This window comes from Microbacterium sp. TPU 3598 (genome assembly GCF_002356155.1).
GTDB lineage: Bacteria > Actinomycetota > Actinomycetes > Actinomycetales > Microbacteriaceae > Microbacterium > Microbacterium maritypicum_A.
This window is the reverse complement of the sequence record NZ_AP017975.1, coordinates 2,286,451-2,311,268: the sequence shown is the minus strand read 5'-3', so window position 1 is coordinate 2,311,268 and position 24,818 is coordinate 2,286,451. Positions and strand designations below refer to the sequence as shown.

At 69.0% G+C, this 24,818-nt stretch carries 22 protein-coding genes; 12 read left to right on the top strand and 10 right to left on the bottom strand.

The features are described 5' to 3' along the window. Positions 1-29 precede the first annotated feature (29 nt). Positions 30-3,710, bottom strand: coding sequence for a multifunctional oxoglutarate decarboxylase/oxoglutarate dehydrogenase thiamine pyrophosphate-binding subunit/dihydrolipoyllysine-residue succinyltransferase subunit (locus MST3598_RS10990; RefSeq protein ID WP_029258234.1), 3,681 nt, complete (start codon positions 3,708-3,710; stop codon positions 30-32). A 160-nt stretch (positions 3,711-3,870) separates the two neighbouring features. Here MST3598_RS10990 and MST3598_RS10985 point away from each other — a divergent pair, with 160 nt between their 5' ends. The 3 genes from MST3598_RS10985 to MST3598_RS10975 all read left to right on the top strand — a co-directional run bounded on the left by MST3598_RS10985 (position 3,871) and on the right by MST3598_RS10975 (position 7,812). Further along, positions 3,871-5,325 (top strand): GuaB1 family IMP dehydrogenase-related protein, encoded by a 1,455-nt coding sequence (locus MST3598_RS10985; RefSeq protein ID WP_029258233.1) that lies wholly within the window; start codon positions 3,871-3,873, stop codon positions 5,323-5,325. A 112-nt stretch (positions 5,326-5,437) separates the two neighbouring features. Continuing rightward, positions 5,438-6,754 (top strand): hemolysin family protein, encoded by a 1,317-nt coding sequence (locus MST3598_RS10980; protein ID WP_029258232.1) that lies wholly within the window; start codon positions 5,438-5,440, stop codon positions 6,752-6,754. After that, positions 6,751-7,812: a hemolysin family protein gene (locus tag MST3598_RS10975; RefSeq protein WP_021199869.1), complete on the top strand. Its 1,062-nt coding sequence runs from the start codon at positions 6,751-6,753 to the stop codon at positions 7,810-7,812. Before MST3598_RS10980 ends, MST3598_RS10975 begins: the two co-directional genes overlap by 4 nt. Before the next feature lie 71 nt (positions 7,813-7,883). On the opposite strand, the gene MST3598_RS10970 is transcribed toward MST3598_RS10975, so the two are convergent. Next, positions 7,884-8,951, bottom strand: a complete 1,068-nt coding sequence (locus MST3598_RS10970; protein ID WP_029258231.1) for an NADH:flavin oxidoreductase/NADH oxidase — start codon at positions 8,949-8,951, stop codon at positions 7,884-7,886. Between the two features lie 56 nt (positions 8,952-9,007). On the opposite strand from MST3598_RS10970, the gene MST3598_RS10965 reads away from it, so the two are divergent. From MST3598_RS10965 to MST3598_RS10940, 6 genes are read left to right on the top strand one after another with little or no spacing between them, the layout of a single operon-like run. Beyond that, on the top strand, positions 9,008-9,841 hold the full coding sequence (locus tag MST3598_RS10965) for an ADP-dependent NAD(P)H-hydrate dehydratase (RefSeq protein WP_096359573.1): 834 nt from the start codon (positions 9,008-9,010) through the stop codon (positions 9,839-9,841). Next, positions 9,838-11,073, top strand: coding sequence for a hypothetical protein (locus MST3598_RS10960; protein ID WP_036271461.1), 1,236 nt, complete (start codon positions 9,838-9,840; stop codon positions 11,071-11,073). Before MST3598_RS10965 ends, MST3598_RS10960 begins: the two co-directional genes overlap by 4 nt. Before the next feature lie 4 nt (positions 11,074-11,077). After that, complete coding sequence (locus MST3598_RS10955) at positions 11,078-11,422, top strand: thiamine-binding protein (RefSeq protein WP_021201024.1); 345 nt, start codon at positions 11,078-11,080, stop codon at positions 11,420-11,422. After that, positions 11,415-11,891, top strand: a complete 477-nt coding sequence (locus MST3598_RS10950) for a GNAT family N-acetyltransferase (protein ID WP_331280330.1) — start codon at positions 11,415-11,417, stop codon at positions 11,889-11,891. The genes MST3598_RS10955 and MST3598_RS10950 overlap by 8 nt, the downstream gene beginning before the upstream one ends. A 9-nt stretch (positions 11,892-11,900) precedes the next feature. Next, positions 11,901-13,130 carry an MFS transporter gene (locus MST3598_RS10945; protein ID WP_029258485.1) on the top strand — a complete coding sequence of 410 codons (1,230 nt, stop codon included), beginning with the start codon at positions 11,901-11,903 and terminating at the stop codon, positions 13,128-13,130. A 35-nt stretch (positions 13,131-13,165) separates the two neighbouring features. Next, positions 13,166-13,777 (top strand): NUDIX domain-containing protein, encoded by a 612-nt coding sequence (locus MST3598_RS10940; protein WP_029258484.1) that lies wholly within the window; start codon positions 13,166-13,168, stop codon positions 13,775-13,777. Positions 13,778-13,787: 10 nt separating this feature from the next. Here MST3598_RS10940 and metX read toward each other — a convergent pair whose 3' ends face one another. The 3 genes from metX to MST3598_RS10925 form a co-directional block, all read right to left on the bottom strand. Continuing rightward, a complete protein-coding gene (metX, locus tag MST3598_RS10935) occupies positions 13,788-14,993 on the bottom strand; it encodes a homoserine O-acetyltransferase MetX (protein WP_029258483.1) in 1,206 nt (401 codons plus the stop codon). Between the two features lie 130 nt (positions 14,994-15,123). Further along, positions 15,124-16,068: an endonuclease/exonuclease/phosphatase family protein gene (locus MST3598_RS10930; protein ID WP_051667954.1), complete on the bottom strand. Its 945-nt coding sequence runs from the start codon at positions 16,066-16,068 to the stop codon at positions 15,124-15,126. 124 nt (positions 16,069-16,192) lie between these two features. Then, positions 16,193-17,515: a bifunctional o-acetylhomoserine/o-acetylserine sulfhydrylase gene (locus MST3598_RS10925; protein WP_021198513.1), complete on the bottom strand. Its 1,323-nt coding sequence runs from the start codon at positions 17,513-17,515 to the stop codon at positions 16,193-16,195. A gap of 195 nt (positions 17,516-17,710) precedes the next feature. Between MST3598_RS10925 and MST3598_RS10920 the strand changes: the two genes are divergently transcribed. The 3 genes from MST3598_RS10920 to MST3598_RS10910 are packed head-to-tail and all read left to right on the top strand — an operon-like array spanning position 17,711 to position 19,831. Further along, positions 17,711-18,493, top strand: coding sequence for an SDR family oxidoreductase (locus MST3598_RS10920; RefSeq protein WP_029258481.1), 783 nt, complete (start codon positions 17,711-17,713; stop codon positions 18,491-18,493). A gap of 2 nt (positions 18,494-18,495) precedes the next feature. Next, positions 18,496-19,209 (top strand): uracil-DNA glycosylase, encoded by a 714-nt coding sequence (locus MST3598_RS10915; protein WP_029258480.1) that lies wholly within the window; start codon positions 18,496-18,498, stop codon positions 19,207-19,209. 4 nt (positions 19,210-19,213) lie between these two features. Next, on the top strand, positions 19,214-19,831 hold the full coding sequence (locus MST3598_RS10910; protein WP_029258479.1) for a GNAT family N-acetyltransferase: 618 nt from the start codon (positions 19,214-19,216) through the stop codon (positions 19,829-19,831). Between the two features lie 30 nt (positions 19,832-19,861). Here MST3598_RS10910 and MST3598_RS10905 read toward each other — a convergent pair whose 3' ends face one another. From MST3598_RS10905 to MST3598_RS10885, 5 genes are read right to left on the bottom strand one after another with little or no spacing between them, the layout of a single operon-like run. Next, positions 19,862-20,659, bottom strand: coding sequence for an ABC transporter ATP-binding protein (locus MST3598_RS10905; protein WP_029258478.1), 798 nt, complete (start codon positions 20,657-20,659; stop codon positions 19,862-19,864). Then, the gene (locus MST3598_RS10900; protein WP_029258477.1) at positions 20,656-21,447 is read right to left on the bottom strand and encodes an ATP-binding cassette domain-containing protein; all 792 of its coding nucleotides are present in this window, start codon (positions 21,445-21,447) and stop codon (positions 20,656-20,658) included. The genes MST3598_RS10905 and MST3598_RS10900 overlap by 4 nt, the downstream gene beginning before the upstream one ends. After that, on the bottom strand, positions 21,444-22,313 hold the full coding sequence (locus MST3598_RS10895) for an ABC transporter permease (protein ID WP_029258476.1): 870 nt from the start codon (positions 22,311-22,313) through the stop codon (positions 21,444-21,446). The genes MST3598_RS10900 and MST3598_RS10895 overlap by 4 nt, the downstream gene beginning before the upstream one ends. Continuing rightward, positions 22,310-23,260: an ABC transporter permease gene (locus MST3598_RS10890; RefSeq protein ID WP_029258475.1), complete on the bottom strand. Its 951-nt coding sequence runs from the start codon at positions 23,258-23,260 to the stop codon at positions 22,310-22,312. The genes MST3598_RS10895 and MST3598_RS10890 overlap by 4 nt, the downstream gene beginning before the upstream one ends. A 17-nt stretch (positions 23,261-23,277) precedes the next feature. Further along, positions 23,278-24,798 carry an ABC transporter substrate-binding protein gene (locus tag MST3598_RS10885; protein WP_029258474.1) on the bottom strand — a complete coding sequence of 507 codons (1,521 nt, stop codon included), beginning with the start codon at positions 24,796-24,798 and terminating at the stop codon, positions 23,278-23,280. Positions 24,799-24,818 lie beyond the last annotated feature (20 nt).

Sequence of the window (24,818 nt, the reverse complement as noted above, 5' to 3'; positions counted from 1 at the left end):
AAGTCGCGGCGCCCCTTCTCGTCTGACGATCAGCCGAGGGTGACCGCCGCGCGGATCAGCGCGGCCTGCTCAGCCGCGTGGACCTTCGAGGATCCGGTCGCCGGCGATGCCGAGGCCGGGCGCGACACCGGGCGGAACGAGCGGTCTCCGGGAACGTCGGCGAAGGCGAGCGCCAGGAACGGCCAGGCGCCCTGGTTCTCCGGTTCTTCCTGCACCCACACCAGTTCTGCGTTCGGGTAGGAGTCGGTGATGGCCTTGAGCTCGTCGATCGGCGTCGGGTACAGCTGCTCGAGCCGGACGAGGGCGACCTCGGGGTTCGGGTTCTTCTCGAGCTCGGCACGCAGATCCCAGTGCACCTTGCCCGAGTGCACGAGCACCCGCTTGACGGCGGTGCGGTCGAGCCCGCGGTCGTCATCGATGACCGGCTCGAAACGACCCTGCGTGAACGCCTCGACCGGGCTCGTCGCGCCGCGCAGACGCAGCATCGCCTTCGGTGTGAAGACGATGAGCGGCTTGCGCGGTCGGGCGTAGGCCTGGCGGCGCAGCAGGTGGAAGTACGACGCGGGGGTCGACGGACGCGACACGATCATGTTGTCCTGCGCGCACATCTGCAGGAAGCGCTCGATGCGTGCCGACGAGTGGTCCGGCCCCTGGCCTTCGTAGCCGTGGGGGAGGAGCAGGGTCACGCTGGACTGCTGTCCCCACTTCTGCTCGGCGGCCGAGATGTACTCGTCGATGACCGACTGGGCACCGTTGACGAAGTCGCCGAACTGGGCCTCCCAGAGCACGAGCGCCTCGGGAGCCTCCACCGAATAGCCGTACTCGAAGCCGAGGGCGGCGTACTCGCTGAGCAGCGAGTCGTAGACGAAGAAGCGCCCCTGAGCGTCGGAGAGGTTCGACAGCGGCAGCCATTCCTGGCCGTTCGCACGGTCGTGCAGGGTCGCGTGCCGCTGCACGAACGTGCCGCGGCGAGCGTCCTGGCCGGCGAGCCGGACGGGCGTTCCCTCCACCAGCAGCGAACCGAATGCGAGCAGTTCGCCGAAGCCCCAATCGATATTGCCGTTTCGGCTCATGTCGAGGCGCTTGTCCAGCAGCTGCTGGATCTTCGGGTGCACCGTGAAGCCCTCGGGCTTGTTCACGAAGGCGTCGCCGATCATCTGGATGACCTCGCTCGGCACACCGGTGATCTCGGGGGCACCGACCTGGTCGTCGACGGGGGCCTGCTCCGGAGCGATCGGCAGAGCGCCGGTCTCGGCGGCGTGCGTCTCGGCGAACGCGATCTCCAGGCGGTTCTGGAAATCGGCCTTGGCCTCGTCGTACTCCTGCTCGGTGATGTCACCACGGCCGACGAGCGACTCGGTGTACAGGCGGCGGACGGAACGCTTCGCCTGGATGAGGTCGGTCATCAACGGCTGCGTCATCGAGGGGTCGTCGCCCTCGTTGTGACCACGTCGGCGGTAGCAGACGAGGTCGATCACGACGTCACGGTGGAAGCGCTCGCGGTACTCGAACGCGAGCTGCGCGACGTGGATGACGGCCTCGGGGTCGTCGCCGTTCACGTGGAACACCGGCGCCTGGATCGTCTTGGCGACGTCGGTCGAGTAGATCGACGTGCGGCCGTCGTTCGGCGTCGTGGTGAATCCGACCTGGTTGTTCACGACCACGTGGATCGTGCCACCGGTGCGGTAGCCGCGCAGCTGCGACATCTGCAGCGTCTCGACCACGACACCCTGACCGGCGAAGGCCGCGTCGCCGTGCACGAGGATCGGCAGCCAGGCGAAGGTGCCGATCGGCTTGCGGTCCTGTTTGGCGCGGACGATGCCTTCCAGCACGCCATCGACGGTCTCGAGGTGCGAGGGATTGGCGGCCAGGTAGACCGGAAGCTCGGAGTCGTCGTCGGCGACGAAGGTGCCCTCGGTGCCGAGGTGGTACTTGACGTCGCCGGAACCGCGCTGGTTGCCCGGGGTCTGCGTGCCCTCGAACTCACGGAACACCTGGCCGTAGGTCTTGCCGGCGATGTTGGTGAGCACGTTCAGACGGCCGCGGTGCGCCATGCCGATCGCGGCGCCCTCGAGGCCGGCGGTCGCGGCGCCCTGAAGGATCTCGTCAAGCAGCGGGATGAGCGATTCGCCGCCCTCGAGCGAGAAGCGCTTCTGACCGACGAACTTGGTCTGCAGGAAGGTCTCGAAGGCCTCGGCCTCGTTGAGCTTGCGGAGAACCCGCAGCTGCTCGTCATGGCCGGGCTTCTGGTACTTGACCTCCACCTTCTCCTGGAACCAGCGACGCTGCTCCGGGTCCTGGATGTGCATGTACTCGATACCGAGCGTGCGGCAGTACGAGTCGCGGAGCACCCCGAGGATGTCGCGGAGCTTCGCGATGCGCCGACCGCCGAACCCGCCGGTGACGAACTCGCGGTCCAGGTCCCAGAAGGTGAGGCCGTGGCTCTCGATCTCGAGGTCGGGGTGCGAACGCTGCACGTACTCGAGCGGGTCGATGTCGGCCATCAGGTGTCCGCGCACACGGAACGAGTTGATGAGCTCCTGCACACGGGACTGCTTGTCGACGCGCTCGGCGAGGTCGACGGCGATGTCGGGGTTCCAGCGGATCGGCGCGTACGGGATGCGCAGGGCCGCGAAGATGTCGTCGTAGAAGCCGCGCTGGCCGATGAGCAGCTCGTGCACCTTCTTCAGGAACTCGCCGGAGCCGGCGCCCTGGATGACGCGGTGGTCGTAGGTGCTCGTGAGCGTGATCGTCTTGCCGATCGCCAGCTCGTTGAGCGTCTTCTCGCTCGCGCCCTGGAACTCGGCGGGGTACTCGAGGGCGCCGGCGCCGATGATGCAGCCCTGGCCCTTCATCAGACGCGGCACCGAGTGCACGGTTCCGATGCCACCCGGGTTCGTCAGCGACACCGTGGTGCCCTGGAAGTCGCCGGCCGTCAGCTTGTTGCCGCGGGCGCGGGTGACCAGGTCCTCGTAGGCGGAGAGGTACTCGGTGAAGGTGAGGGTGTCGGCGCGCTTGATGCTGGGCACCATGAGGGCGCGTGTGCCGTCGGGCTTGGGCAGGTCGATCGCGATGCCGAGGTTGACGTGCGCCGGCGCGACCACGGAGGGCTTTCCGTCGACCTCCGCGTAGAACACGTTCTGGCTGCGGAACTCGTCGAGTGTCCGGATGAGCGCCCAACCGATGAGGTGGGTGAAGCTCACCTTGCCGCCGCGGGTGCGTGCCATGTGGTTGTTGATGACGATGCGGTTGTCGATCATCAGCTTGGCCGGCACGGTGCGAACGCTGGTGGCGGTCGGGACGGTGAGCGACTCGTCCATGTTCGCGGCGAGGGTCTTGGGCAGACCGCGCAGCGGCGTGACCTTGTCCTCTTCGGCGGGTGCCGGAGCGTCCTTCGACTCGGATTTCGCCGGCTTCGGGGCCTGGGCGGGGATCGGCGCGGCAGCGGCGGGCTTGGCCGTCGTGCGCGCCACCGGCTGCGAACCGATCACCGGGATCGGTGCGGTGACGGGATGAGCCGCCGCCGGCGCATCGGGTGTTGCCGTGGGAGCTGCGGAAGCCGTCTCGGAGTGGTACTTCTCCAGGATGGGCCACCACTCCTTGTCGACGGAGTCGCGGTTCACCTTGAACTGCTCGTAGAGCTCTTCAACGAGCCAGGAATTGGCTCCGAACCCCCCGTCGCCGTTGACGCCGGTCACCTGGTTCGACACTCTCGATCGCCCTCTTTCATCGCTGAAGCTCTCTGGTGCGGACGTCGACGCAGGATGCGTTCGGGCCCGCACACTCTCGACCAACAAGCCTAACGTGTTTCGCTATGGGAATCGTCGAAGCTGAGCGCCCACCGCGTCGCGATCTGGGTACCGTGGAAGCATGAAGTTCTCTGGAGAGCAGCCGACCGTCGATCTGACCTACTCCGACGTCTTCCTGGTACCGCGCAGATCCGCGGTCACCAGCCGTCTCCAGGTCGATCTCGCCCCGCAGGACGGCACCCCGGCGACCCTGCCACTCGTCGCCGCGAACATGAACTCCGTGACCGGTCCGCGCATCGCAGCCGTGCTCGCGCGGCGTGGCGCGCTCGGCGTGCTGCCCCAGGACCTGCCGCTGCAGGATCTCGATGCGGCGATCCGCGAGGTGAAGTCGCAGCCCGTGCTCTGGGACACGCCCATCGTGCTGCCTCCCGAAGCATCGGCGGCCGATGCGCTCCGTCTGCTCCCGGCGACCAGCGGTCACGGGATCGTCGTCGCCCGCGGCACGGCGCCGATCGGCGTCGAGCACATCCTCGGGATCCTCCCGGCGACCCGCCTGGCCACGGCGCTCCCCGATGCGCAGCTCGGCGATCTCGTGCACCACGGCACGCCGGCGATCGACGCGGACGACATCGGCTCGGAGCGGCACGCGTTTGACGTGATCACCGACGCAGGCGTCGAGATGGTGACCGTCGTGCACCACGGACACCTCGTCGGAACGCTGAGCGCCCGGAGTGCGCTGCGCTCGACGCTCTACCGCCCTGCGGTCGATTCCGATGGGCGCCTCGCGGTCGCCGCGGCCGTCGGGATCAACGGCGACGTCGCGGCCAAGGCCAAGGCACTCGCAGCGGCAGGCGTCGACGTTCTGGTCGTCGACACCGCCCACGGCCACCAGGAGGGGATGCTGCGGGCTCTGCGCGCGGTCGCCGAGCTCGACCTCGGCCTCCCCGTCGTCGCAGGCAACATCGTCACCGCCGACGGCGTGGCCGATCTGGTCGACGCGGGGGCCTCGATCCTCAAAGTCGGCGTCGGCCCCGGCGCCATGTGCACCACCCGCATGATGACCGCGGTCGGCCGCCCGCAATTCTCCGCCGTGCTCGAGACCGCGCAGGCGGCACGCGAGCTCGGTGCGCACGTCTGGGCCGACGGTGGCGTGCGCTATCCGCGCGATGTCGCTCTGGCCCTCGCCGCCGGCGCGGCCTCCGTCATGGTGGGATCCTGGTTCGCCGGCACCATCGAGGCGCCGGGGGAGTTGCAGCGCGATGCCGATGGCCGTCTGTTCAAGGAGTCCTGGGGCATGGCGTCGACCAAGGCCGTCCAGGCGCGCTTCGGTCGCCTCGACGCCTACGAGCGTGCTCGCAAGGAGCTCTTCGCCGAGGGCATCTCCTCATCGAAGATCTATCTCGACCCGCTCCGTCCCGGGATCGAAGACCTTCTCGACATGATCACCTCCGGTGTCCGCTCATCCTTCACCTACGCCGGCTCCTCGTCTGTACCGGAGTTCCATGAGCGCGCTGTGGTGGGCCTGCAGTCGGCGGCCGGCTACGAAGAGGGCAAGGCGCTGCCGGTCAGCTGGTGACCGCGAGCGCACTCCCCGTCGTCTTCGGTACAATCGTCGGCATAATGGACGACCCTCCCAGTTGTAGAACATCGCCCCACTGTCCGCCTCTCTCACAGGAGAGGAACCTCTGATGGACTACATCATGTTGGGCGTGGGGCTCCTGCTCACGGTCGGCACTGGCCTCTTCGTGGCGAGCGAGTTCGCATTGGTGAACCTCGATCGCGCCGAACTCGAGGCCAGGCAGGCACGCGGTGAATCGCGGCTCTCGCTCACGATCAGCGCCCTCAGGCACACATCGACGCATCTCTCGGCGGCCCAACTCGGCATCACGCTCACGACGCTTCTGACCGGTTACACGATGGAGCCGGCGCTGTCGAACCTCCTGCGCCCGACCCTCATCGCCTGGAACCTCCCTGAAGCGGCCGTCGCGCCGATCGCGACCATCGTGGCGATGCTGGTGGCGACGGTGCTCTCGATGATCCTCGGCGAACTCGTCCCCAAGAACTTCGCCCTCGCTCTGCCGCTGGCCACGGCGAAGCTCGTGATCCCTTTCCAGATCGCGTTCACGACCGTGTTCAAACCGGCCGTCGTGGTGCTCAACGGCAGTGCGAACGGCGTACTGCGCGGCATGGGGATCGAGCCGAAGGAAGAGCTCTCAGGCGCCCGCAGCGCGGAGGAGCTGTCATCGCTCGTGCGGCGGTCCGCCAACGCGGGCCTGCTGGAGGCCGACACCGCCTCGCTGCTCGACCGCACCCTCATGTTCTCGCGCCTCACGGCCGCCGACGTGATGACGGCCAGACCGAGCATGCACGCGATCGCTGCAGGCGACTCGGTGGACGACGTCATCCAGCTCGCGCGACGCACGGGCCACAGCCGCTTCCCCGTGTACGACGACGACCTCGACGACATCACGGGCGTCGTGCACCTGAAAGCCGCCATCTCGGTTCCGCGCGAGCGGCGCACGGAGGTGCCGGTGGGCGCTCTCGCGACGGAACCGCTCCGCGTTCCGGAGACCGTGCACGTCGACGCCCTGATCGCGGAACTCCGTGCGCGCGGTTATCAACTCGCGATCGTCGTGGACGAGTACGGCGGGACCGCGGGGCTGGTGACCTTGGAAGACCTCGTCGAAGAACTCGTCGGAGAAGTCGCCGATGAGCACGATCGCACCCGCGCGGGAGTCATCCGCAACCGGGAGGGCGTCACGTTCCCCGGAGAGCTGCGCCCGGACGAGCTGCGTCGCCGTGCCGGTGTGGAAGTACCCGAGGGCGATGTGTACGACACCGTCGGCGGCTACGTCATGAGCGTGCTCGAGCGCGTGCCCGCGGTGGGCGACGAGGTCTCTCTCGACAGCGGCGTGCTGCAGGTGGTCCGCATGGATGGCAGACGGGTGGATCGGGTGCGCTACGTGCCGCATCCGCTCGCTGGCGATGAGGAGGTGACCCGATGAGCGATTGGGCAGGACTCGCCTGGCTCGTCGTGCTCCTGGTCGCGAATGCGTTCTTCGTCGGTGCCGAGTTCGCGGTGATCTCGGCCAGACGATCGCAGATCGAGCCTCGAGCCGACCAGGGCTCACGCGCCGCGAAGACCGCGCTGTACGCGATGGAACACGCGACGCTGATGCTCGCGACGTCGCAGCTGGGCATCACGATCTGCTCGCTTCTCATCCTCAATGTGTCCGAACCGGCGATCCACCATCTGCTCTCCGTGCCGTTGCACGCGCTCGGGTGGCCGGACGGTGCGGTCGACGCCGTGTCGTTCACGATCGCATTGGTGATCGTGTCCTTCCTGCACGTGGTGTTCGGCGAGATGGTGCCGAAGAACCTGGCGTTCTCGGTGCCGGACCGTGCCGTGCTGATCCTCGCCCCACCGCTGGTGTGGGTGTCGAAGGTGTTCATGCCCGTGATCTGGGTGCTCAACGCGGCAGCCAACGGCGTCCTGCGCCTGTTCCGGGTCGAGCCCAAGAACGAGGCCGCATCGACGTTCACGCTCGATGAGGTCGCGACCATCGTCAGCCAGTCGCGTCGCGAAGGCGTGCTCATGGACACGGCGGGAACAGTCGCCGCAGCGGTCGAGTTCACCGACAAGAAGGCGCGGGACGTCGCGGTGCCACTGAGCGATCTGGTCACGCTGCCCCAGTCGACGACGCCCGACGACATCGAGAAGGCGGTCGCACGATACGGGTTCTCGCGTTACGTGATCGTCGACGACGCATCCGTACCGATCGGCTATGTGCACCTGAAGGACATCCTCCGCGCGTCCGAAGGCCCCGACGCCGAGGCCAAGATGGTCGAGCCGGTTCCAGCCAAGCGCATCCACCACATGGTGCCGGTGCAGGAGGACACGGATCTCGAGGACGCCCTCGCGGTCATGCGTCGCGCGGGTCGGCATCTGGCGAAGGTGCGTGACGCGCAGGGCAACACCACCGCCGTGCTGTTCCTCGAGGACATCCTCGAGGAGTTGGTCGGGGAGGTGCAGGACGCGACCCGTCGCTTCCGCGGACGCTGATCGTCGCTCGGACGGACGAAGGCCGCCGACCCCTCTCAGGGGATCGGCGGCCTTCGTCGTCCGAGCACTGTTCAGCGCAGGCGGGCGCGCTCGTACTGCGGTGGCCAGACGATCTCGGCGTCGAGCTCGTGCGCGGCACGGAGCGCGAAATGGGGGTCGCGCAGCCACTCCCGTCCGGCGAAGATCGCATCCGCGGCTCCCTCGCTGAGCACCTGCTCGGCTTGGGCCGCCGCGGTGATGAGACCGACCGCCGATACCGGGATCCGACCGCCCTGACGCACGGTCTCGGCGAGCGGGACCTGATAGCCGGGGAAGACACTGATCCGCTGGTGCGCGACCAGGCCGCCACTCGAGACGTCGATCAGATCGGCACCTCGCTGCGCGGCCCAGTCGCCGACGATCGCCGCTTCCTCGGGTGTGAACCCGCCGTCGGCATGATCGGTGGCGGAGATGCGCACGAACAACGGCACATCGGCTCCTACGGCTTCGCGGACCGCGTCGACGACGCGCAGCAGCAGGCGGGCACGATTCTCGAGCGAGCCGCCGTATTCGTCCCTGCGCCGGTTCGACAGGGGAGACAGGAACTGGTGCAGGAGGTACCCATGCGCCCCGTGCACCTCCAGCACGTCGAACCCGGCGTCCGTCGCGCGTCTCGCTGCGGACGCGAATGCGTCGACCACACGGTCGATCCCGGCGAGGTCGAGGGCGACCGGCTCGTCGAAGCCGTCGAAGGCGATGGCCGAGGGGGCGGATGTCGTCCACCCGCCATCGGCGGCCGGCACCGATCCGCGTTCGGGTGCCCAGGGCCACCACGTCGATGCTTTGCGGCCGGCATGGGCGAGTTGGATGCCGGCGTGGGCTCCGCGGTCATGGATCGCCTGGACGATCGGGGCGAGGGCGTCGCGCTGCTCGTCATCCCAGAGCCCCAGGTCACGCGGTGAGATCCGTCCCTCGGGGGCCACGGCCGTCGCCTCGGCGATGATGAGTCCCGCGCCGCCGGACGCGAACTGTGCGAGGTGCGTGTGATGCCACTCCTGGGCCACGCCGTCGACCGCGCTGTACATGCACATGGGCGAGACCCAGAGGCGGTTGCGGAAGTCGACGGAACGGATGCGCAGCGGGGAGAAGAGAAGACTCACGGTTCGACGGTACCGCCGCGCGGGTGCAGGACGGGCCGTCGCACTAACGTGGAGTCATGTTCGAGGTGCGCGAGTGGACACGCGGCGACACGGCGCGGTTGTTGCGTGCGCCGACCGCGGATGACGACAAGTACGCCCGCGGCGTGGTGGCGCTGCGCACCGGATCGCCCGCGTATCCCGGGGCCGCGGTGCTCGGCGTCGAGGCGGCGTGGCGAGCCGGGGCGGGCTTCGTCCGCTACGTGGGCGCGGAGCGGGTGGCGGATGCCGTTCTCGCCCGACGACCGGAGACCGTCGCCGGGGCGGACCCGGGGCGTTCGAGGGTCGACGCCTGGGTGATCGGATCGGGGACGGACCCGGCGCACCGCAGCGACACGGAATCCGGTGCTCTGCGGGAGATCCTCTCCGGCACCGCCGCCGTCGTGATCGACGCCGGAGCGCTCGATCTCGCCGAACGCGCGACGGCGCCGTTCCTCGTGACGCCCCACGCGCGGGAGTTCGTCCGGCTGCAGGAGAGGCTCGGAATGTCCTCGACCGCGGAGGATCGCGCGCAGGCCGCGCGGCACATGGCGGACACGCTCGGGGGCGCCGTGCTGCTCAAGGGCGCGCGTACGCTGATCGCGGCGCCGGACGGGACGGTCATCGCCGTCGAAGCGGGGACCGGCTGGCTGGCCACCGCGGGGACGGGCGACGTCCTCGCCGGCGCGCTGGGCGCCGTGCTCGCGGCGAATCCCGGACGCCCGATCGCCGAGGTCGCCGCGGCCGGAGCGTGGCTGCACGGCCACGCCGGGCGTATCGCCGCCGGCGTGCGTGACGGCGGGGCGGGGCATCCGATCGTCGCGATGGACGTGGCCGAGGCCCTTCCACTCGCGATCGCGGACGTCCTGGCGTGAATCGCGCGTCGACGGCCCGGGTGGTCGCGCTGTGGAGCGTCTTCCTCATCGTGCACGCGCTCACCGCATGGGCCGGCTGGGTCTACCCCAGCCAGCCCATGGGCGATGTGGTGCTCGTATACGAGCCCTGGGCGTCCTCTGCACTCGGCGGGGGGCCGATCGTCGGTGTCACCGAGACATGGGTCTACCCTCAGCTCGCCCTCGTGCCGATGCTCGTCGCCGCCGTGCTCTCCGCGCCGCTCGTGCCTCTGCTCGGAGTATCCAGTGCGTATCTCGTCGGATGGGCGGTCCTGGTCGTCATCCTCGACGCCGTCGCCTTCGCTGTGCTGGTGGGGCGCGCGCCCTCGCACGCGCGCCGTGTCGCGGCCTGGTTCTGGTGCGGCGCACTGGTGCTCCTCGGACCGATCGCGCTCTACCGGATCGATGCGATCACCGTCCCGATCGCCGTGATCGGCGGACTCTGGCTCGTGTCGCGGCCCGCTGTCGGAGCCGCTCTCCTCACGATCGGGGCATGGATCAAGATCTGGCCCGGTGCGCTCGTGCTCGCCGCCGTCGTCGCGCTCCGTGCGCGCGTGCGGGTGCTGGTCGCCGCCGCCGTCGTCAGTGTCGGGGTCGTCGCGACTCTGCTCCTGCTCGGGGCGGACACCGAGGTCCTCGGCTTCCTGACCGAGCAGGCCGGACGAGGGCTGCAGATCGAAGCCGTGGCCGCCACCCCCTTCCTGTGGCTCGCGGTCGCCGGCGCCGCCCGCATCGAGTACAGCTTCGAGATCCTGACCTTCCAGATCACCGCGCCGGGGGTCGACGTCGTCGCCGCGGCGCTCACACCCCTCATGGCGATCGCGGTGCTCGCGGTGACTGCGGTCGGGGCACTCAAGGCGGTGCGCGGCGCGAGCTTCCCGCGACTGTTCCCTCCGCTCGCTCTCACACTGGTGACGCTTCTGATCGTCACCAACAAGGTCGGTTCACCGCAGTTCCAGACCTGGATGATCGCGCCGATGATCCTGTGGCTCGTGCTCGATCGGGTCAGGGCACGCGTCCCGGCCGTCGTCGTCCTCGCGCTCTGCCTGCTCACCTGCCTCGTGTATCCGATCGGCTACGACGCCCTGCTGCGGGCCGACGTCCTCTCGGTCGCCGTCCTCACGGTGCGCAACATCCTTCTCGTCGTCCTGCTCGTCCTCGCAGCCCGCGCTCTCGTGCGCGTGCCTGTCCGCCATCCGAAAACCCAGGAGTGAAACCATGCTGATCGCCTTCTCCGTCGCCCCGAGCGGCACCCCCTCCGCGGGAGCAGAGCGCACCGATGCCTCCGTGCATGACGCCGTGGCCGCCGCCGTGCGGGTGGTGCGCGAGTCCGGACTGCCGCACCGCACCACGAGCATGTTCACCGAGATCGAGGGACCGGACTGGGACACGGTCATGGACGTCGTGAAGCGTGCGACCGAGGCCGTGATGCCCTTCGGCTCGCGGGTCTCGCTTGTGCTCAAGGCCGACATCCGCCCGGGCTACTCCGGAGAGCTGGACGCGAAGATCGAGCGGCTGGAAGCAGCCATCGACGAAGCAACGGTCGAGGAGTCCGGTGACTGATTCCCCTTCGTCCATGTCGATCGCTCTTCGACCGGCGACGGCCGACGACTCCGAGTGGATCGCGGAACTCCGCGCTGAAGTGCTTCGGGCCGACCTGGAGCGGCTGGGGCGTTTCGACGAGACCCGCGTCCGGCAGCGGTTCCGTGATGCGTTCGAACCGACGCAGACCCGGATCATCGTCGTGGACGGCACCGATGTCGGCTCGGTCGCCATCCGTGCGGAGGGGGAGTCCCGCTGGCTGGAGCACTTCTACATCGCGACCTCGCATCAGCGCCGTGGTCTCGGTGACCGCGTGCTGGGGATGGTGCTCGATGACGCGACCCCGTATCGACTCAACGTGCTCCAGGGCAGCCCGGCGCGCCGTCTTTACGAACGCCACGGTTTCGTCGTCGACACCCAGGATGACGTTGATGTCTTCATGACGCTCGATCGCGCAGGGCGGGCGACCTCCGGGTCCGACGGCCGCTAAGCTGATCCGGTGAATCCCTCGACTGAATCGAGGGGTGCGGCGAAGTGGGCGCTCCTCTCCCTCGCCATCGGCAGCTTCGGCATCGGCATGACCGAATTCGTGGTCATGGGCCTGCTGCCCAACATCGCCGCCGACCTGTTGCCTTCGCTCTGGGCGACCAGCCAGGAAGATGCGCTGAGCCAGGCCGGCTGGCTGATCTCGCTCTACGCGCTCGGCGTGGTGGTGGGCGCACCGACCATCGCCGGCTTCGTCGCGCGTTACCCGCGGCATCGGGTGATGATCGTGCTGGCCCTCGCGTTGACGGTGTTCAACGCCCTCACGGTCGTGCTGCCCACGTTCGAGCTCGTCGCCGCGTCGCGCTTCCTCGCCGGGCTGCCGCACGGTGCATACTTCGGCATCGGTGCGCTCGTGGCCGCCGATGTGATGGGGCCGGGCAACCGCGCCAAGGGTGTGGCGTTCATCCTCACCGGCCTCACGGTCGCCAACGTCGTGGGCGTGCCGTTGGGGACGTTCCTCGGGCAGCAGTGGGGCTGGCGCTCCGCCTTCGCCGTCGTGGCGCTCGTCTTCGCTCTCGCCACCCTCTGCATCGCGCTCTTCGTCCCGGAACATCCGGGGGACCCGGGGCGCACGATGCGCCAGGAACTGCGGGTGTTCCGTATCCCGCAGGTGTGGTTCACCCTGGGCGTCGGCGCGATCGGTTTCGGCGGATTCTTCGCCGTCTACAGCTACATCGCCCCGCTGGTGACCGAGGTCTCCGGCTCCCCGGAGTGGGTGGTGCCGATCGTCCTCGTGCTCATGGGGCTCGGGATGACGGCGGGAAACCTCGTCGGCGGTCACCTCGCCGACATCGACCTGCGCCGCACGCTGCTCTTCGGACTCGCCGCCATGGCCGTGGTCTTCGTGCTGCTGGCATTCCTGTCGTTCTGGATCGTCAGCCTGGCCGCGGTGGTGCTGGTGGTCGGGTTCGTCTCCTCCGTGCTGAGCCCGACGATCCAGACCCGGCTCATGGACGTGGCGGGCGACAACCAGTCGATCGCCGCAGCCATGAACCACTCGGCGCTCAACATCGGCAACAGCCTGGGCGCATTCCTCGGGGGCGTCGTCATCGCCGCCGGCTGGGGCTTCACCGCACCGGCATGGACCGGTGCCGCGCTCGCCGTGGCCGGTCTGCTGATCGCGCTGCTCTCGTACCGCGTCGAAGGACGTCGCCCGGCGGCAGCGGAGCTCGTCGCCTCGTAGTTTCGCCGCGGTCGGTCCGGTCGTAGAGTGACGGGGTGAGTGCCCCCGAGCTGTCCCTGCCCGTCGCCGGCACTGCTGTGCTGCTGCGCGCGTCGGACCCCGCCTTCGAGGTGCTGCTGATGCGTCGACCCGATCGCGGGTCGTTCGCGGGTGCATGGGTCTTCCCCGGGGGCAAGGTCGAACCGGGCGACGTGCACGACGGCGACGACGAGTCCGAGAACGCGCGCCGTGCCGCGATCAGGGAGACGCGCGAGGAGGTGGGCCTCGCTGTCGACGACCTCGTGGTGCTCTCCGAGTGGCAGCCGCCGGTGGAGGCCCCTACGCGTATCCGCACCTGGTTCTTCCTCGCCGAGGCGCCGGACGGAGAGCCTTCGCCCGCTGCCGACGAGGTCGCGGAGATCGCCTGGGTGCGGGCGGCGGAGGCGCTCGCGAGGCACGCGGCGGGGGAGTGGACGCTGTATCCGCCGACGTGGATCACGCTCCACCAGCTTGCTGCGTTCAGCGACGTGGAATCGGCCCTGTCGTCGGGCGGTGCGGCGCAGCTGTTCCAGACCCGGGTGCTCGAGTCCGAAGCCGGGCGTGCCTTCGCCTGGGAGCAGGGACGCCTCGAGGCGGGCGCGCTGCCCTGGCGGTTCGTCGCGACCTGAGCGGCCGGGGTCAGCTGTCGAGCAGACGCCGCAGGTTCGAGCCCACCGCCTCGGTCTCGATCAGGAAGCCGTCGTGCCCGAAGTCGCTCGTGATCACCACGGCTTCGTCGTCGATGACATTCGGGATGCTGCGGGCGATGCGCTGTTGTCCGTCGACGGGGAAGAGGCGATCGCTGTCGATGCCGAGAACCAGCGTGGTGGCGGTGACGCCGTGCAGCGCCTCTTCGACGCCCCCTCGTCCACGGCCGACGTCGTGCGAGTTCATGGCCTCGACGAGCGTGATGTAGCTGTTCGCGTCGAAGCGGCGTGTGAACTTGTTGCCGTGGAAGTCGAGATACGACTCCACGGCGAAGCGACCGCCGTGCCCGAGCGGGGACACGTCGGACTGCCACGATCGCTGGAAACGCTGGTTGAGCTCGATCGGGCTGCGGTAGTTCAGCAGGGCCATACGGCGCGCCAGGGCGAGGCCGCGGTGCGGGCCGTCACCGTCGCCGAGGTCGTAGTACTCACCGCCCTGGAACCGCGGATCCATCCGGATGGTCTCCAACTGCACGGTGTTGAGCGCGATCTGGTCGGCGGTGGTCACCGGGGGAGATGAGAGCACGGCGAGGCGCTGCACGCGCTGGGGATGTGTGGCCGCCCACTCCAGCGCATGCATCCCGCCCATGGAACCGCCGATGACAGCGGCCCAGCTCTCGATGCCGAGGGCATCCGCCAGGCGGACCTGGGCGGCGACCTGGTCACGGATCGTGAGGTACGGGAAACGGGAGGCCCACTCGTAGCCGTCGGGGGCGACGCTCGCGGGGCCCGTCGAGCCCTGGCAGCCGCCCAGCATGTTCGGGGCGATCACGAACCAGCGGTCCGTGTCGAGCGGAGCTCCCGGGCCCGTGATGTCCTCCCACCAGCCCGCGGTGGGGTGCCCGGATCCCGCTGCGCCGCGCACATGGCTGTCCCCGGTGAGCGCGTGCAGCACGAGCACGGCGTTGTCCCGTGCCGTGTTCAGCTCGCCCCAGGACTCGTAGGCGATGCGGATGCCGGGGAGCTCCGCGCCGCTCTCCGTCGAGAAGGCGCCGAAGGCGGCGAACCGGCGACCGCCCACCGGGTCTCCGTCACGCCATGCTCCGGTCGCCGGCGGGCGGGCACGGAGCAGCCTGACGTCGGCCTCCGTCACGGGCGCCGAGGGCACCGTGTCCTCGGAGGTCGTCTGCCAGTCCATGCTCCCATTCTCGCCTGGTCCGGGACTCGTCGGTGGCAGGTTACGCTCCGATGTCCCGACTCTCCCGACCGCGACGATCGAGGCGGCCCGTCGGCATCGTCGCGTCGGTCGTCGGTCGTCGGCAGGTGTATCAGCGCACTCGGGTCAGGGTGGCGAGATGATCGCTGTTCCCCGCCCGCATCGTGCCCGACGTGACGACATCGAGGCCGCGGACGAAGACCTGGTCGATGCGTACGAGGGGGAAGGCGACAGGCCAGGTGAGCCCGAGGCTCCCATCCGTCGGACGCACCCAATCGGCTTCCGCGCGCAAGGCCGTCAGGCTCGGATCGGTCGACGGTGCGTTGAAGTCGCCGACGGCGATGAGGGAGTCCGCAGGGTCGGAGCCGACCTGGTCCGCGAGTCCGCTCAGCATCGTGTCGCGGTCCTGCTGGTGCCCCGGCCGCACCGACGCGGCGTGCATCACATAGACGGCGACCGGCGCGGACGGCACCTGCACCTCGACACGGAGCGCACGCTTCCAGCTGAGTCCCAGCGTCAGGGGCTCGGCGTTCGCGAGGGGATATCTGCTCCACACACCGACGGTTCCGACCGTGTACGAATGCGGGTACTGCCCGGCGAGGGCGTTCTGCGCCGCGGAGAGGCTGTCTCCATCGAGCTCCACGAGGGCGATCACATCGGCGCCGCTCTGTGCGAGCTCGGTCGCGGATGCGGCGGCCCCGCCGGATCGCGCCCTCACGTTCTGGCTCACGACCGTCAGTCCGGAGGCGGAGGCCGACTCCGACCCCATCGGACCGGGGAGGGCGGGAAGAGCCGGTGCCATCGCGAGGACCCACAGGAGTGCGGGAACCAGGATCACGACGACCACCCGGCGGGCGAGGAACAATGCGGCGATCAGCAGTGCGAGAAGCACGAGACCGAGCCAGGGGAGGGCGGCAGCGACCGCTGTGCCGACGATTCCGGGGATCCAGCCGCCGGCGATGACGAGCAGCACGGCGACGCCGGCGGCGGCGAGCCATCGCGCGCGGGTCGTCGTCACGCGTCGGACGCGCGGCGGTCGGTGTTCGACGTCGATCATGCTCTCCTCACGGCGGTCTTCCATTGTCGAGGCCGTCGCCTGTGGGTCGGCCGGGTGAAGACGTCGCCTGCACGCGAAGATGCCCCGGAGCTCGGGCTCCGGGGCATCTCGTGGGGTGTGCGGGTCAGGCGCGCGCGGCCTCCGACACGGCGCGGGCCGCGGCGAGAGCCTGCTCGAGGTCGGCCTTGAGATCGTCGACGTTCTCGATGCCGACGGAGAGTCGGACCAGGCCCGGCGTGACACCGGCGGTGAGCTGCTGCTCCGGCGTCAGCTGCGCGTGCGTGGTCGACGCGGGGTGGATGACGAGCGAGCGCACGTCGCCGATGTTGGCGAGGTGGCTGAACAGCGACAGGCTGTTCACGAACTCGCGTCCGGCTTCGACGCCGCCCTTCAGCTCGAACGACAGCACGGCGCCGACGCCCTTGGGCGCGTACTCGTTCGCCTTGGCGTACCAGGGTGAAGAGGGCAGACCCGAGTAGTTGACCGTCGCGACATCGTCGCGGCCGTCGAGCCACTCGGCGATCTCCTGGGCGTTCTGCACGTGGCGCTCGATGCGCAGGGACAGGGTCTCGACGCCCTGGATGAGGTTCCAGGCGCTCTGCGGGGCGATGGCGGATCCGAGGTCGCGCAGCAGCTGCACGCGGGCCTTGATGATGTACGCGAGCGGGTCGCCGACGGCGGCGGTGTAGCTGGCGCCGTGGTACGAGGGGTCCGGCACCGTGAGGCCGGGGAACTTGTCGACGTTCTTCGACCACTCGAACTTTCCGCCGTCGATGATGACGCCGCCGATCGTGGTGCCGTGGCCGCCGAGGAACTTCGTGACCGAGTGCACGACGATGTCGGCGCCGAACTCGAACGGACGGATCAGGTACGGGGTGGCGATCGTGTTGTCGACGATCAGCGGGACGCCGTTCTCGTGGGCCACATCGGCGACGGTGCGGATGTCGAGGATGTTGATCTGCGGGTTGCCGATCGTCTCCGCGAAGAACAGCTTCGTGTTCGGGCGGACAGCGCGACGCCACTCCTCGGGGTCGTCCTGGTTCTCGACGAACGTGACCTCGATGCCGAGCTTCGCCAGCGTGTACTTGAAGAGGTTGTAGGTGCCGCCGTAGATGGAGCTCGACGCGACGAAGTGGTCGCCGGCCTGGGCGATGTTCAGGACCGCGAAGGTCGACGCTGCCTGGCCGCTGGCGAGGACGAGAGCACCGGTGCCGCCTTCGAGCGCGGCGAGACGCTGCTCGAGCACGTCCTGCGTCGGGTTCTGGATGCGGGTGTAGATGTTGCCGAACTCCGCGAGGGCGAACAGGTTGGCGGCATGGTCCGCACTGTCGAACACGTACGAGGTGGTCTGGTAGATCGGCGTGGCACGTGCCTTGGTGACCGGGTCGGGGGCAGCGCCCGAGTGGATCTGCTTGGTCTCGAAACGCCAGGACTCGGGTGCGGACATGTGATTCCCCCAGGAGTGGTCGGAAGGTCGTGTGGCGGATGCCGTTGCAGCGACAGTACGGAATATCGCTGTCTGTCAACAACACACGGGAAATGTGACGTAACAGAGCGGAGGCCCGGAATCCTGCGGCGGATCGATAGGCGACAACCCCAGGGGGGAGTCCGCATTCCGGGGAGAACGCCGTACGGTGGAGGCATGGTGAACAGACGAGCAGTGGTGACAGGTGCGAGTTCGGGCATCGGCGCGGCGACGGTGCGTGCGCTCCGTGCCCGGGGATGGGACGTCGTGGGGGTGGCGCGACGCGAGGACCGACTGTCGGCGCTCGCCGCGGAGACCGGAGCCTCGGCCATCGCCTGCGACCTCACCGATGCCTCCGCCGTCGACGCGCTCGTGGGCGAACTCGAGCGGTCGGGCCCCGTGCATGCTCTCGTCCAGGTCGCCGGCGGTGCTCGCGGCACCGACCGCATCGAGGACGCATCGGTCGACGACTGGCAGTGGATGTTCGACGCGAACGTCCTGGCGAGCCAGCGTCTCGTCGCGGGTCTGCTCCCGCTCCTGCGCCGAGCCGCGGCAGCGGACGGTCACGCGGATGCGATCTTCGTCACCTCCACGGCCGCGCAGACCGCGTACGCCGGCGGTGCAGGCTACAACGCCGCGAAGGCCGCGGAGTCGATGCTGGTGAAGGTGCTCCGTCAGGAACTCAACGGCGAGCCGATCCGTGTGGTCGAGGTGGCACCGGGAATGGTGCACACCGAGGAGTTCACGCTCAATCGCCTGGGCGGAGACTCGGTCGCGGCCGAGGCCGTGTACGCGGGTGTCGACGCCCCGCTCGTCGCCGACGACGTCGCCGACGTGATCGCCTATGCGCTGGAGTCGCCCGGACGCGTGAACCTCGACCTGATCACGATGCGGCCGGTAGCGCAGTCCGCGCAGCACCTGCTCGCCCGCGGTCCGCTGCGGGTGCGCTCCATCGACTGACGATGGCCCAGACTCTCGCAGAGCTCGCCGAGGGCGGGCTGATCGACGCCGGATGGGCGGAGGCACTGGCCCCCGTCCAGGACACGATCACCTCCCTGGGGGAGCGGCTCCGCGACGAGCAGGAGGCAGGGCGGGGATACCTGCCGGCGGGCGCGAACGTGCTCAGGGCCTTCCAGCGGCCGCTGTCCGACGTCCGCGTCCTCATCACCGGGCAGGATCCCTACCCCACGCCCGGACATCCCATCGGACTCTCGTTCGCCGTCGATCGCGATGTGCGCCCGCTGCCGCGCAGCCTCTCGAACATCTACAAGGAGCGCGAGACCGACCTGGGCATCCCTCCCGCACCGCACGGTGATCTGACGGCGTGGAGCGATCAGGGCGTCCTCCTGCTCAACCGTGTGCTCACCGTGCGTCCCGGTGAGGCGGCCTCTCACAGAGGGTGGGGGTGGGAGAAGGTCACGGAGCTCGCGATCCGTGCGCTCGTCGCGCGCGACCAGCCGCTCGTCGCGATCCTGTGGGGGAAGGACGCGGCCAACCTGCGGCCCCTCCTCGGGGAGACGCCGGTCATCTCCTCGGCTCATCCATCCCCGCTCTCAGCCCGCCGCGGTTTCTTCGGATCGCGTCCGTTCTCGCGGGCGAACGCCATGCTCGAGGAACGGGGTGCCGAGCCCGTGGACTGGAGGGTGGAAGGCGAAGCCTCTCCCTCTCTAAGCTGAGCGCATGCAGTTCGAGCCGGGGGACCGTCGTCGTGTCCTGCCGCGCCACCTGCGGCCTGCGCCCGCGCCCGAGATCTTCTCGTACACGATCCGCGCCGCGCGGCCTGCCGACCTGCCCCATGTGCGCGAGATATACAACCACTTCGTGAGCAATTCGGCCGTGACGCTCGACGAGCGACGCAGCAGCATTCCCTACTGGCGCGACAAGTACGCTCTGCTCGCCCGGCTCGAGCTTCCGTTCCTCGTCGCGGTGTCCCCGGGCGGCGAGGTGATGGGCTACGCCCTCGCGCAGCCATGGGCAGGTAAGAACGCCTACAAGTACACCGTCGAGGATTCGATCTACCTCGGTCCCGGTGCGGGAGGCAAAGGCCTGGGGGCGGCGTTGCTGCAGGCGCTCATCGATGCCTGCGAGCAGATCGGCCTCCGAGAGATGGTCGCGGTCATCAGCGACCACGGTGCGGAGGCGTCGATCCGACTGCACGAGAAGCTCGGCTTCGTCGAAGCGGGACGGATGGGACGCGTCGGGTACAAGTTCGGCCGAGACCTCGGCACCGTGTCCATGCGCCGCGTGCTCAAGCCGACAGGGCGGCGGCGGGGAGGGCTCTTCGGCTCGCGGCGCTGAGGACGCTCGTCCGGTCTCGCGATCGCTCTCTCAATGCCCGGGGCCGGCGGGGATGACGGGGATGGCCGAGAGCAGCCTCTTCGTGTAGTCCTGTGTCGGATGCAGGAGCACGTCGCGAGTGGAGCCCCGCTCGACGATATGGCCGTCCTTCATCACGACGACCGTGTCGCACAGGTTCTGCACCACTCCGATGTCGTGCGACACGAGAACCAGCGTGAGGTCGGTCGTGTGTCGCAGTTCGATCAGCAGCTCGAGGATCTGGGCACGAACGGTCACGTCCAACGCCGACAGCGGCTCGTCGCCGACCAGGATCCGCGGGCCATGCGCGATCGCGCGTGCGAGGGCGATCCGCTGCCGTTGCCCGCCCGAGAACTCATGCGGATAGCGGTCACCCATCTCGGGTTCGAGCCCGACCCGGGCGAGCACCTCCCGCACACGTGCACGGTGATCCCCCTCGACGCCGAGGGCCCAGAGCGGTTCTCGCACGATCTGACCGGCCGTCATCCGGGGGTCGAGCGACGCGTACGGGTCCTGGAACACCAGCCCTGTCTCGCGGCGCAGCCAATGCAGGGACCTCGCCGATGCGGTGGCGTCGACCGGGCGGCCGCCGACGGCGATCGTGCCGGACGTCGGGCGGTCCAGTCCCAGCAGCAGCCTGACCAGAGTGGACTTGCCCGATCCGGACTCGCCGATGATGCCGACGGACGATCCTTCGACGATGTCGAGGTCGGTGGGAGCCAGGGCGGTCTGCGTGCGGGTGCGCTCGAATGCGGAGCGTTTCGGGACGAAGAAGTCGCGACTGAGCCCTCGGGCCTCGATCAGACTCACGCGGCACCCCCATCCGGACGCCACAGGGTCGCCGTCGCATCCCGCAGCAGCCCCTGGGTGATGGGCGAGGACGGTGCGGAGAGAAGGGTCGAGACCGGGGCGGCTTCGACCACGTGCCCGTGTTCGAGCACGACTCCCTCGGTCGCGACCTGTGCGAGCACGGCGAGGTCGTGGGTGATGAACACGAGGGACATGCCCTCGTCCGCGACGAGCGCGAGCAGCAGGGAGAGGATCTCGGCCTGGATCGTGACGTCGAGCGCGGTCGTCGGCTCATCGGCGATGAGCAGCCTCGGACGACACGCGAGTGCCATCGCGATGGCGACACGCTGGCGCTGACCGCCGGAGAGCTGATGCGGGTACCGGTCCACGATCGACGCGGGGTCGGGAAGCCGCACCCGTGCCGCTTCCGCGATCGCCCTCTCCCGGGCCTCGCGGCGCCCGAGTCCCTCGTGGATGCGGATCGATTCCGCGATCTGCCGCCCGACGGTCCTGATCGGATTCAGTGCCGTGCGCGGCTCCTGGAACACGATGCCGATGTCGTCGCCGCGAAGGTGAGCCAGCTCGCGATCCGGCATCCCCACCAGCTCGGTGCCGTTCCAGCGGATGCTCCCGCTCGCGGTCGCGCCGTCCGGGAGCAGCCCCAGCACAGCGAGCGCGGTGAGGGACTTGCCGGACCCGGACTCGCCGATGAGTCCGAGTCGCGCGCCGTCGGGCACCTCGAAGGAGATGCCGTCGACGACGGGTCGTCCATCGATCTCGACCACGAGGTCCTTCACGGAGAGGCTCATGCGACCACCCCCGGGGTGTGGATCTCGGCGGCGCGATGCCGCAGTGTCGGGTCGGTCGCCTCGCGCAGACCGTCGCCCAGCAGGTTCAGCGCGAGGACGGTGATCGTGATCGTGAGCCCCGGCCAGAGCACGGACAGCGGATGCACCCCGATATACCGTTGGAGGTCGGCGAGCAGCAGGCCCCAGCTCGGTTCGACCACCGAGGCGCCGAAACCCAGATACGAGAGGCCGGCTTCGGCGAGGACCGCGACCGCCATCGACCACGACAGCTGCACGATGAAGACGGGAGCGACGTTCGGCAGCAGATGTCGCATGAGGCTCTGAGCAGGTGTGACCCCCGCGGCTCGCGCAGCCAGGACGAAGTCGCTCTGCTGCACACGGCGCAACTCGGGGCGGGTGACGCGCGCGATGTTGACGCCGAAGCCGATTCCCACCGCCCAGATCACCACCCAGAGGGATCCGCCCCAGACCGAGGAGATCATCATGGCGATCAGCAGCACGGGGAACGCGATCAGGATGTCGACGAGTACCGCCACGGTCTCACGCAGCCAGCGTGCAGTCAGTGCTCCGAGGGCTGCGAGTGCGATACCGACCACGGTGGCGACGAGCCCTGCTCCCACGCTCACGAAGACGGTGGTGCGGGCGCCCGCCATCAGCAGGCTCAGGATGTCGCGACCCGTGTCGTCGGTGCCCAGCAGATGCGGCCAGCTCGGCGGCAGCCAGCGATCGCCGATGTCCGACGCCTGCGGATCGAAGGGTGTCCAGAAGAGGGCGACGAGCGCGGTGAGGGCGATCACGACGACGACGATCGCACCGAAGCGCCCCGTCGAAGTGTCCCACAGTCGGCCCAGCCAGCGCGGGGTCATGCGGCCTCCCGCTGTCGAGGGTCGATCGCGCGGTGCGCGAGGTCGACCAGGAAGCCCACGACCAGCACGAATCCGGTGAGCACGAGCAGCTCGCTCTGCACCTTGATGAGGTCGCGCGTTCCGACATCGGCGACGAGCATGCGTCCGATTCCCGGGAGGGTGAACAGCTGCTCGATCACGACCGATCCGACGATGATGCCGGCGACCTGGAGGCCGAGCACCGTGATGATCGAGAGGCCGACGGCCGGGATGCCGTGCTGGATGAGCGCTCGAGTGCGGGTGAGGCCCTTCGCTGCGGCGGTGCGGACGAAGTCCTGTCCTGCGGCTTGGAGCGTCGCACTGCGTACGAATCGCATCAGCATCGCCCCCTCCACGATCCCGATCGTCAGCGCGGGGAGGAGGAGCGATTCGATCGCCCTTCCGGGCGTCGACCAGCCGGTGCGGGGGAACCCCTGCGGTGGAAGCCAGCCCAGCCAGACCGAGAAGACGACGATGAGCATCATGCCGGCCCACACCACGGGGACGGCGGCCAGCGCCTGAGCGCCGACGCTGAGCGCGGTGCCGCCGCGTCGGTTGCGCAGGAGCGCGGCCAGGATGCCGAAGGGCACGGCGATGAGCACGGCGATCAGGAGCGACATGATGCCGAGCGGAACGGTGACCTGAGCCTTGAGGAGGAGCTCTTCGCCGACGGAGGCGCCCGACAGCAGAGAGGTGCCGAGGTCGCCGCGGAAGATGCCGCCGATCCAGTCGGTGTACTGGGCGAGCAGAGGCCGGTTCAGTCCGAGGGATTCGCGCAGGGCCTCGACCTCGGCGGGGGAGGCCTGGGTGCCGGCGATGAGCTGTGCGACATCGCCGGGGAAGACGCGGAGCGTCAGGAAGATGAGCACGCTCGACACGAGGAGCCCTGCGATGAGCAGGGCTCCTCGGACGAGCGCATAGCGGATCACGAAGGGGTGACCGCTCGCTACTTCTCGGCGGAGACGGTGACGCCCGCGAGGTTGATGCGCGAGTTGATCGAGTCCTCGGGGAAGCCGGCCACGATCGGGCTCACCGCCGTGATCGTCTCGCCGTTGTAGAGCCAGTCGGCGGCGTGGTCCTCCGACACGATGCGTGCGGCCTGCGCGAGCAGGTCAGCGGACTTGTCCGGGTCGACCTCGGCAAGTGCCTTCGCATACAGGTCCTGCACCTCGGCGTTGTCGTAGCCGAAGTAGTAGTCCGGGTCGGCGAAGTTGCCGAAGTCCCGCGGCTCGACGTGCAGAACGAAGCTGAGGTCGTAGTCGTGGTTCGTGTAGACGTCCTCCAACCAGGTGGGGAACTCGACGGAGTTGACTTCGAGCGTCACGCCGATCTTCTTGAAGTCCGAGATCAGGACCTTCGGCACCGTCGTGCCGTAGAAGGAGGGGATCGTGAGCGTCAGCTCCAAGTCCTTCTGGCCGGCCTCTGCGAGCAGATCCTTGGCCTTCTCGGGGTCGTAGGAGATCACGTCGGACAGGTCTTCGTAGCCGGGGTCGAGCTCGGGGATCGGCCCGTACAGCGCGGTGCCGGCGCCGACCGCCTCGATGAGAGCTTCGTGGTCGATGGCGAGCCGGAGTGCTTCGCGCACGCGGACGTCGTCGAGCGGGGCCTTCTTGTTGTTGAAGGCGAGTGTGGCCTTGTCTGTGGTGCGCCCCGTCGTGAGTGCGAAGTCTCCCGAGTCCTCGAGCTGCGGCGCGAGGTTCGGATCCACGGCCGTGAGCACGTCCACGTCGCCGGCCAGCGCGGCGTTCACCCCCGCGGTGAAGTCGGGGATGTACTGGAACTCGACCTGAGCGACGCCGGCCGGATCGCCCCAGTAGGCGTCGTTGCGCGCGAAGGTGATGGTGCTGCCCTTGTTCCAGCGCGTCAGGGTGAAGGGGCCGGTACCGTTCTCGGCCGTCTTCAGATCGGTGGTGTCTCCGGTCTTGAACACCAGACCGGCGGGCCCCGTGAGGGCGAACAGGAAGTTCTGGTTCGGTGCGGACAGCACGATCTCGACCGTCGTCGGGTCCGGTGCAGTGATCGCCGTCACCGAGGCGAAGTCCGCGTTGCCCTGGACGGTCGCATCCGTGCGCACGGTCTCGTACGAGGAGACGACGTCGGCGGACGTGAGCGGCGTGCCGTCGTGGAAGACGACGCCGTCGTTCAGGGTGAACGTGTACGTGAGACCGTCGGACGAGACGGTGTAGTCGGAGGCGAGGCGACCCTCGATCTCATTGTCCTGCGTGCGGGTGACGAGACCCTCGTAGATGTTGTCGATCAGGATCTGCTCGAGCGCGGCACCACTGGTGTGGCGGATGTCGAGATTGGTCGGCTCGAGGACGAGCCCGACGTGGAGGGTGGCGCTCGGGTCGGGTGTTCCCGCTGCGCTGCTGGGCTCGGGCTCGGTGGTGCCGGAGCAGGCGCTCAGGATCACGGCGGTGGCCGCGAGCGCGGATATCAGCGCGAGACGTCGGGTGCGTCGGAACATGGGCGTTTCCTCTCGGTGCG

Coding starts and splice junctions, on each gene's coding strand:
- MST3598_RS10985 (WP_029258233.1), top strand. CDS start 3,871: ATGAAGTTCTCTGGAGAGCAGCCGACCGTCGATCTGACCTACTCCGAC.
- MST3598_RS10980 (WP_029258232.1), top strand. CDS start 5,438: ATGGACTACATCATGTTGGGCGTGGGGCTCCTGCTCACGGTCGGCACT.
- MST3598_RS10975 (WP_021199869.1), top strand. CDS start 6,751: ATGAGCGATTGGGCAGGACTCGCCTGGCTCGTCGTGCTCCTGGTCGCG.
- MST3598_RS10965 (WP_096359573.1), top strand. CDS start 9,008: ATGTTCGAGGTGCGCGAGTGGACACGCGGCGACACGGCGCGGTTGTTG.
- MST3598_RS10955 (WP_021201024.1), top strand. CDS start 11,078: ATGCTGATCGCCTTCTCCGTCGCCCCGAGCGGCACCCCCTCCGCGGGA.
- metX (WP_029258483.1), bottom strand. CDS start 14,993: ATGGACTGGCAGACGACCTCCGAGGACACGGTGCCCTCGGCGCCCGTG.
- MST3598_RS10930 (WP_051667954.1), bottom strand. CDS start 16,068: ATGATCGACGTCGAACACCGACCGCCGCGCGTCCGACGCGTGACGACG.
- MST3598_RS10925 (WP_021198513.1), bottom strand. CDS start 17,515: ATGTCCGCACCCGAGTCCTGGCGTTTCGAGACCAAGCAGATCCACTCG.
- MST3598_RS10920 (WP_029258481.1), top strand. CDS start 17,711: ATGGTGAACAGACGAGCAGTGGTGACAGGTGCGAGTTCGGGCATCGGC.
- MST3598_RS10915 (WP_029258480.1), top strand. CDS start 18,496: ATGGCCCAGACTCTCGCAGAGCTCGCCGAGGGCGGGCTGATCGACGCC.
- MST3598_RS10910 (WP_029258479.1), top strand. CDS start 19,214: ATGCAGTTCGAGCCGGGGGACCGTCGTCGTGTCCTGCCGCGCCACCTG.
- MST3598_RS10900 (WP_029258477.1), bottom strand. CDS start 21,447: ATGAGCCTCTCCGTGAAGGACCTCGTGGTCGAGATCGATGGACGACCC.
- MST3598_RS10895 (WP_029258476.1), bottom strand. CDS start 22,313: ATGACCCCGCGCTGGCTGGGCCGACTGTGGGACACTTCGACGGGGCGC.
- MST3598_RS10885 (WP_029258474.1), bottom strand. CDS start 24,798: ATGTTCCGACGCACCCGACGTCTCGCGCTGATATCCGCGCTCGCGGCC.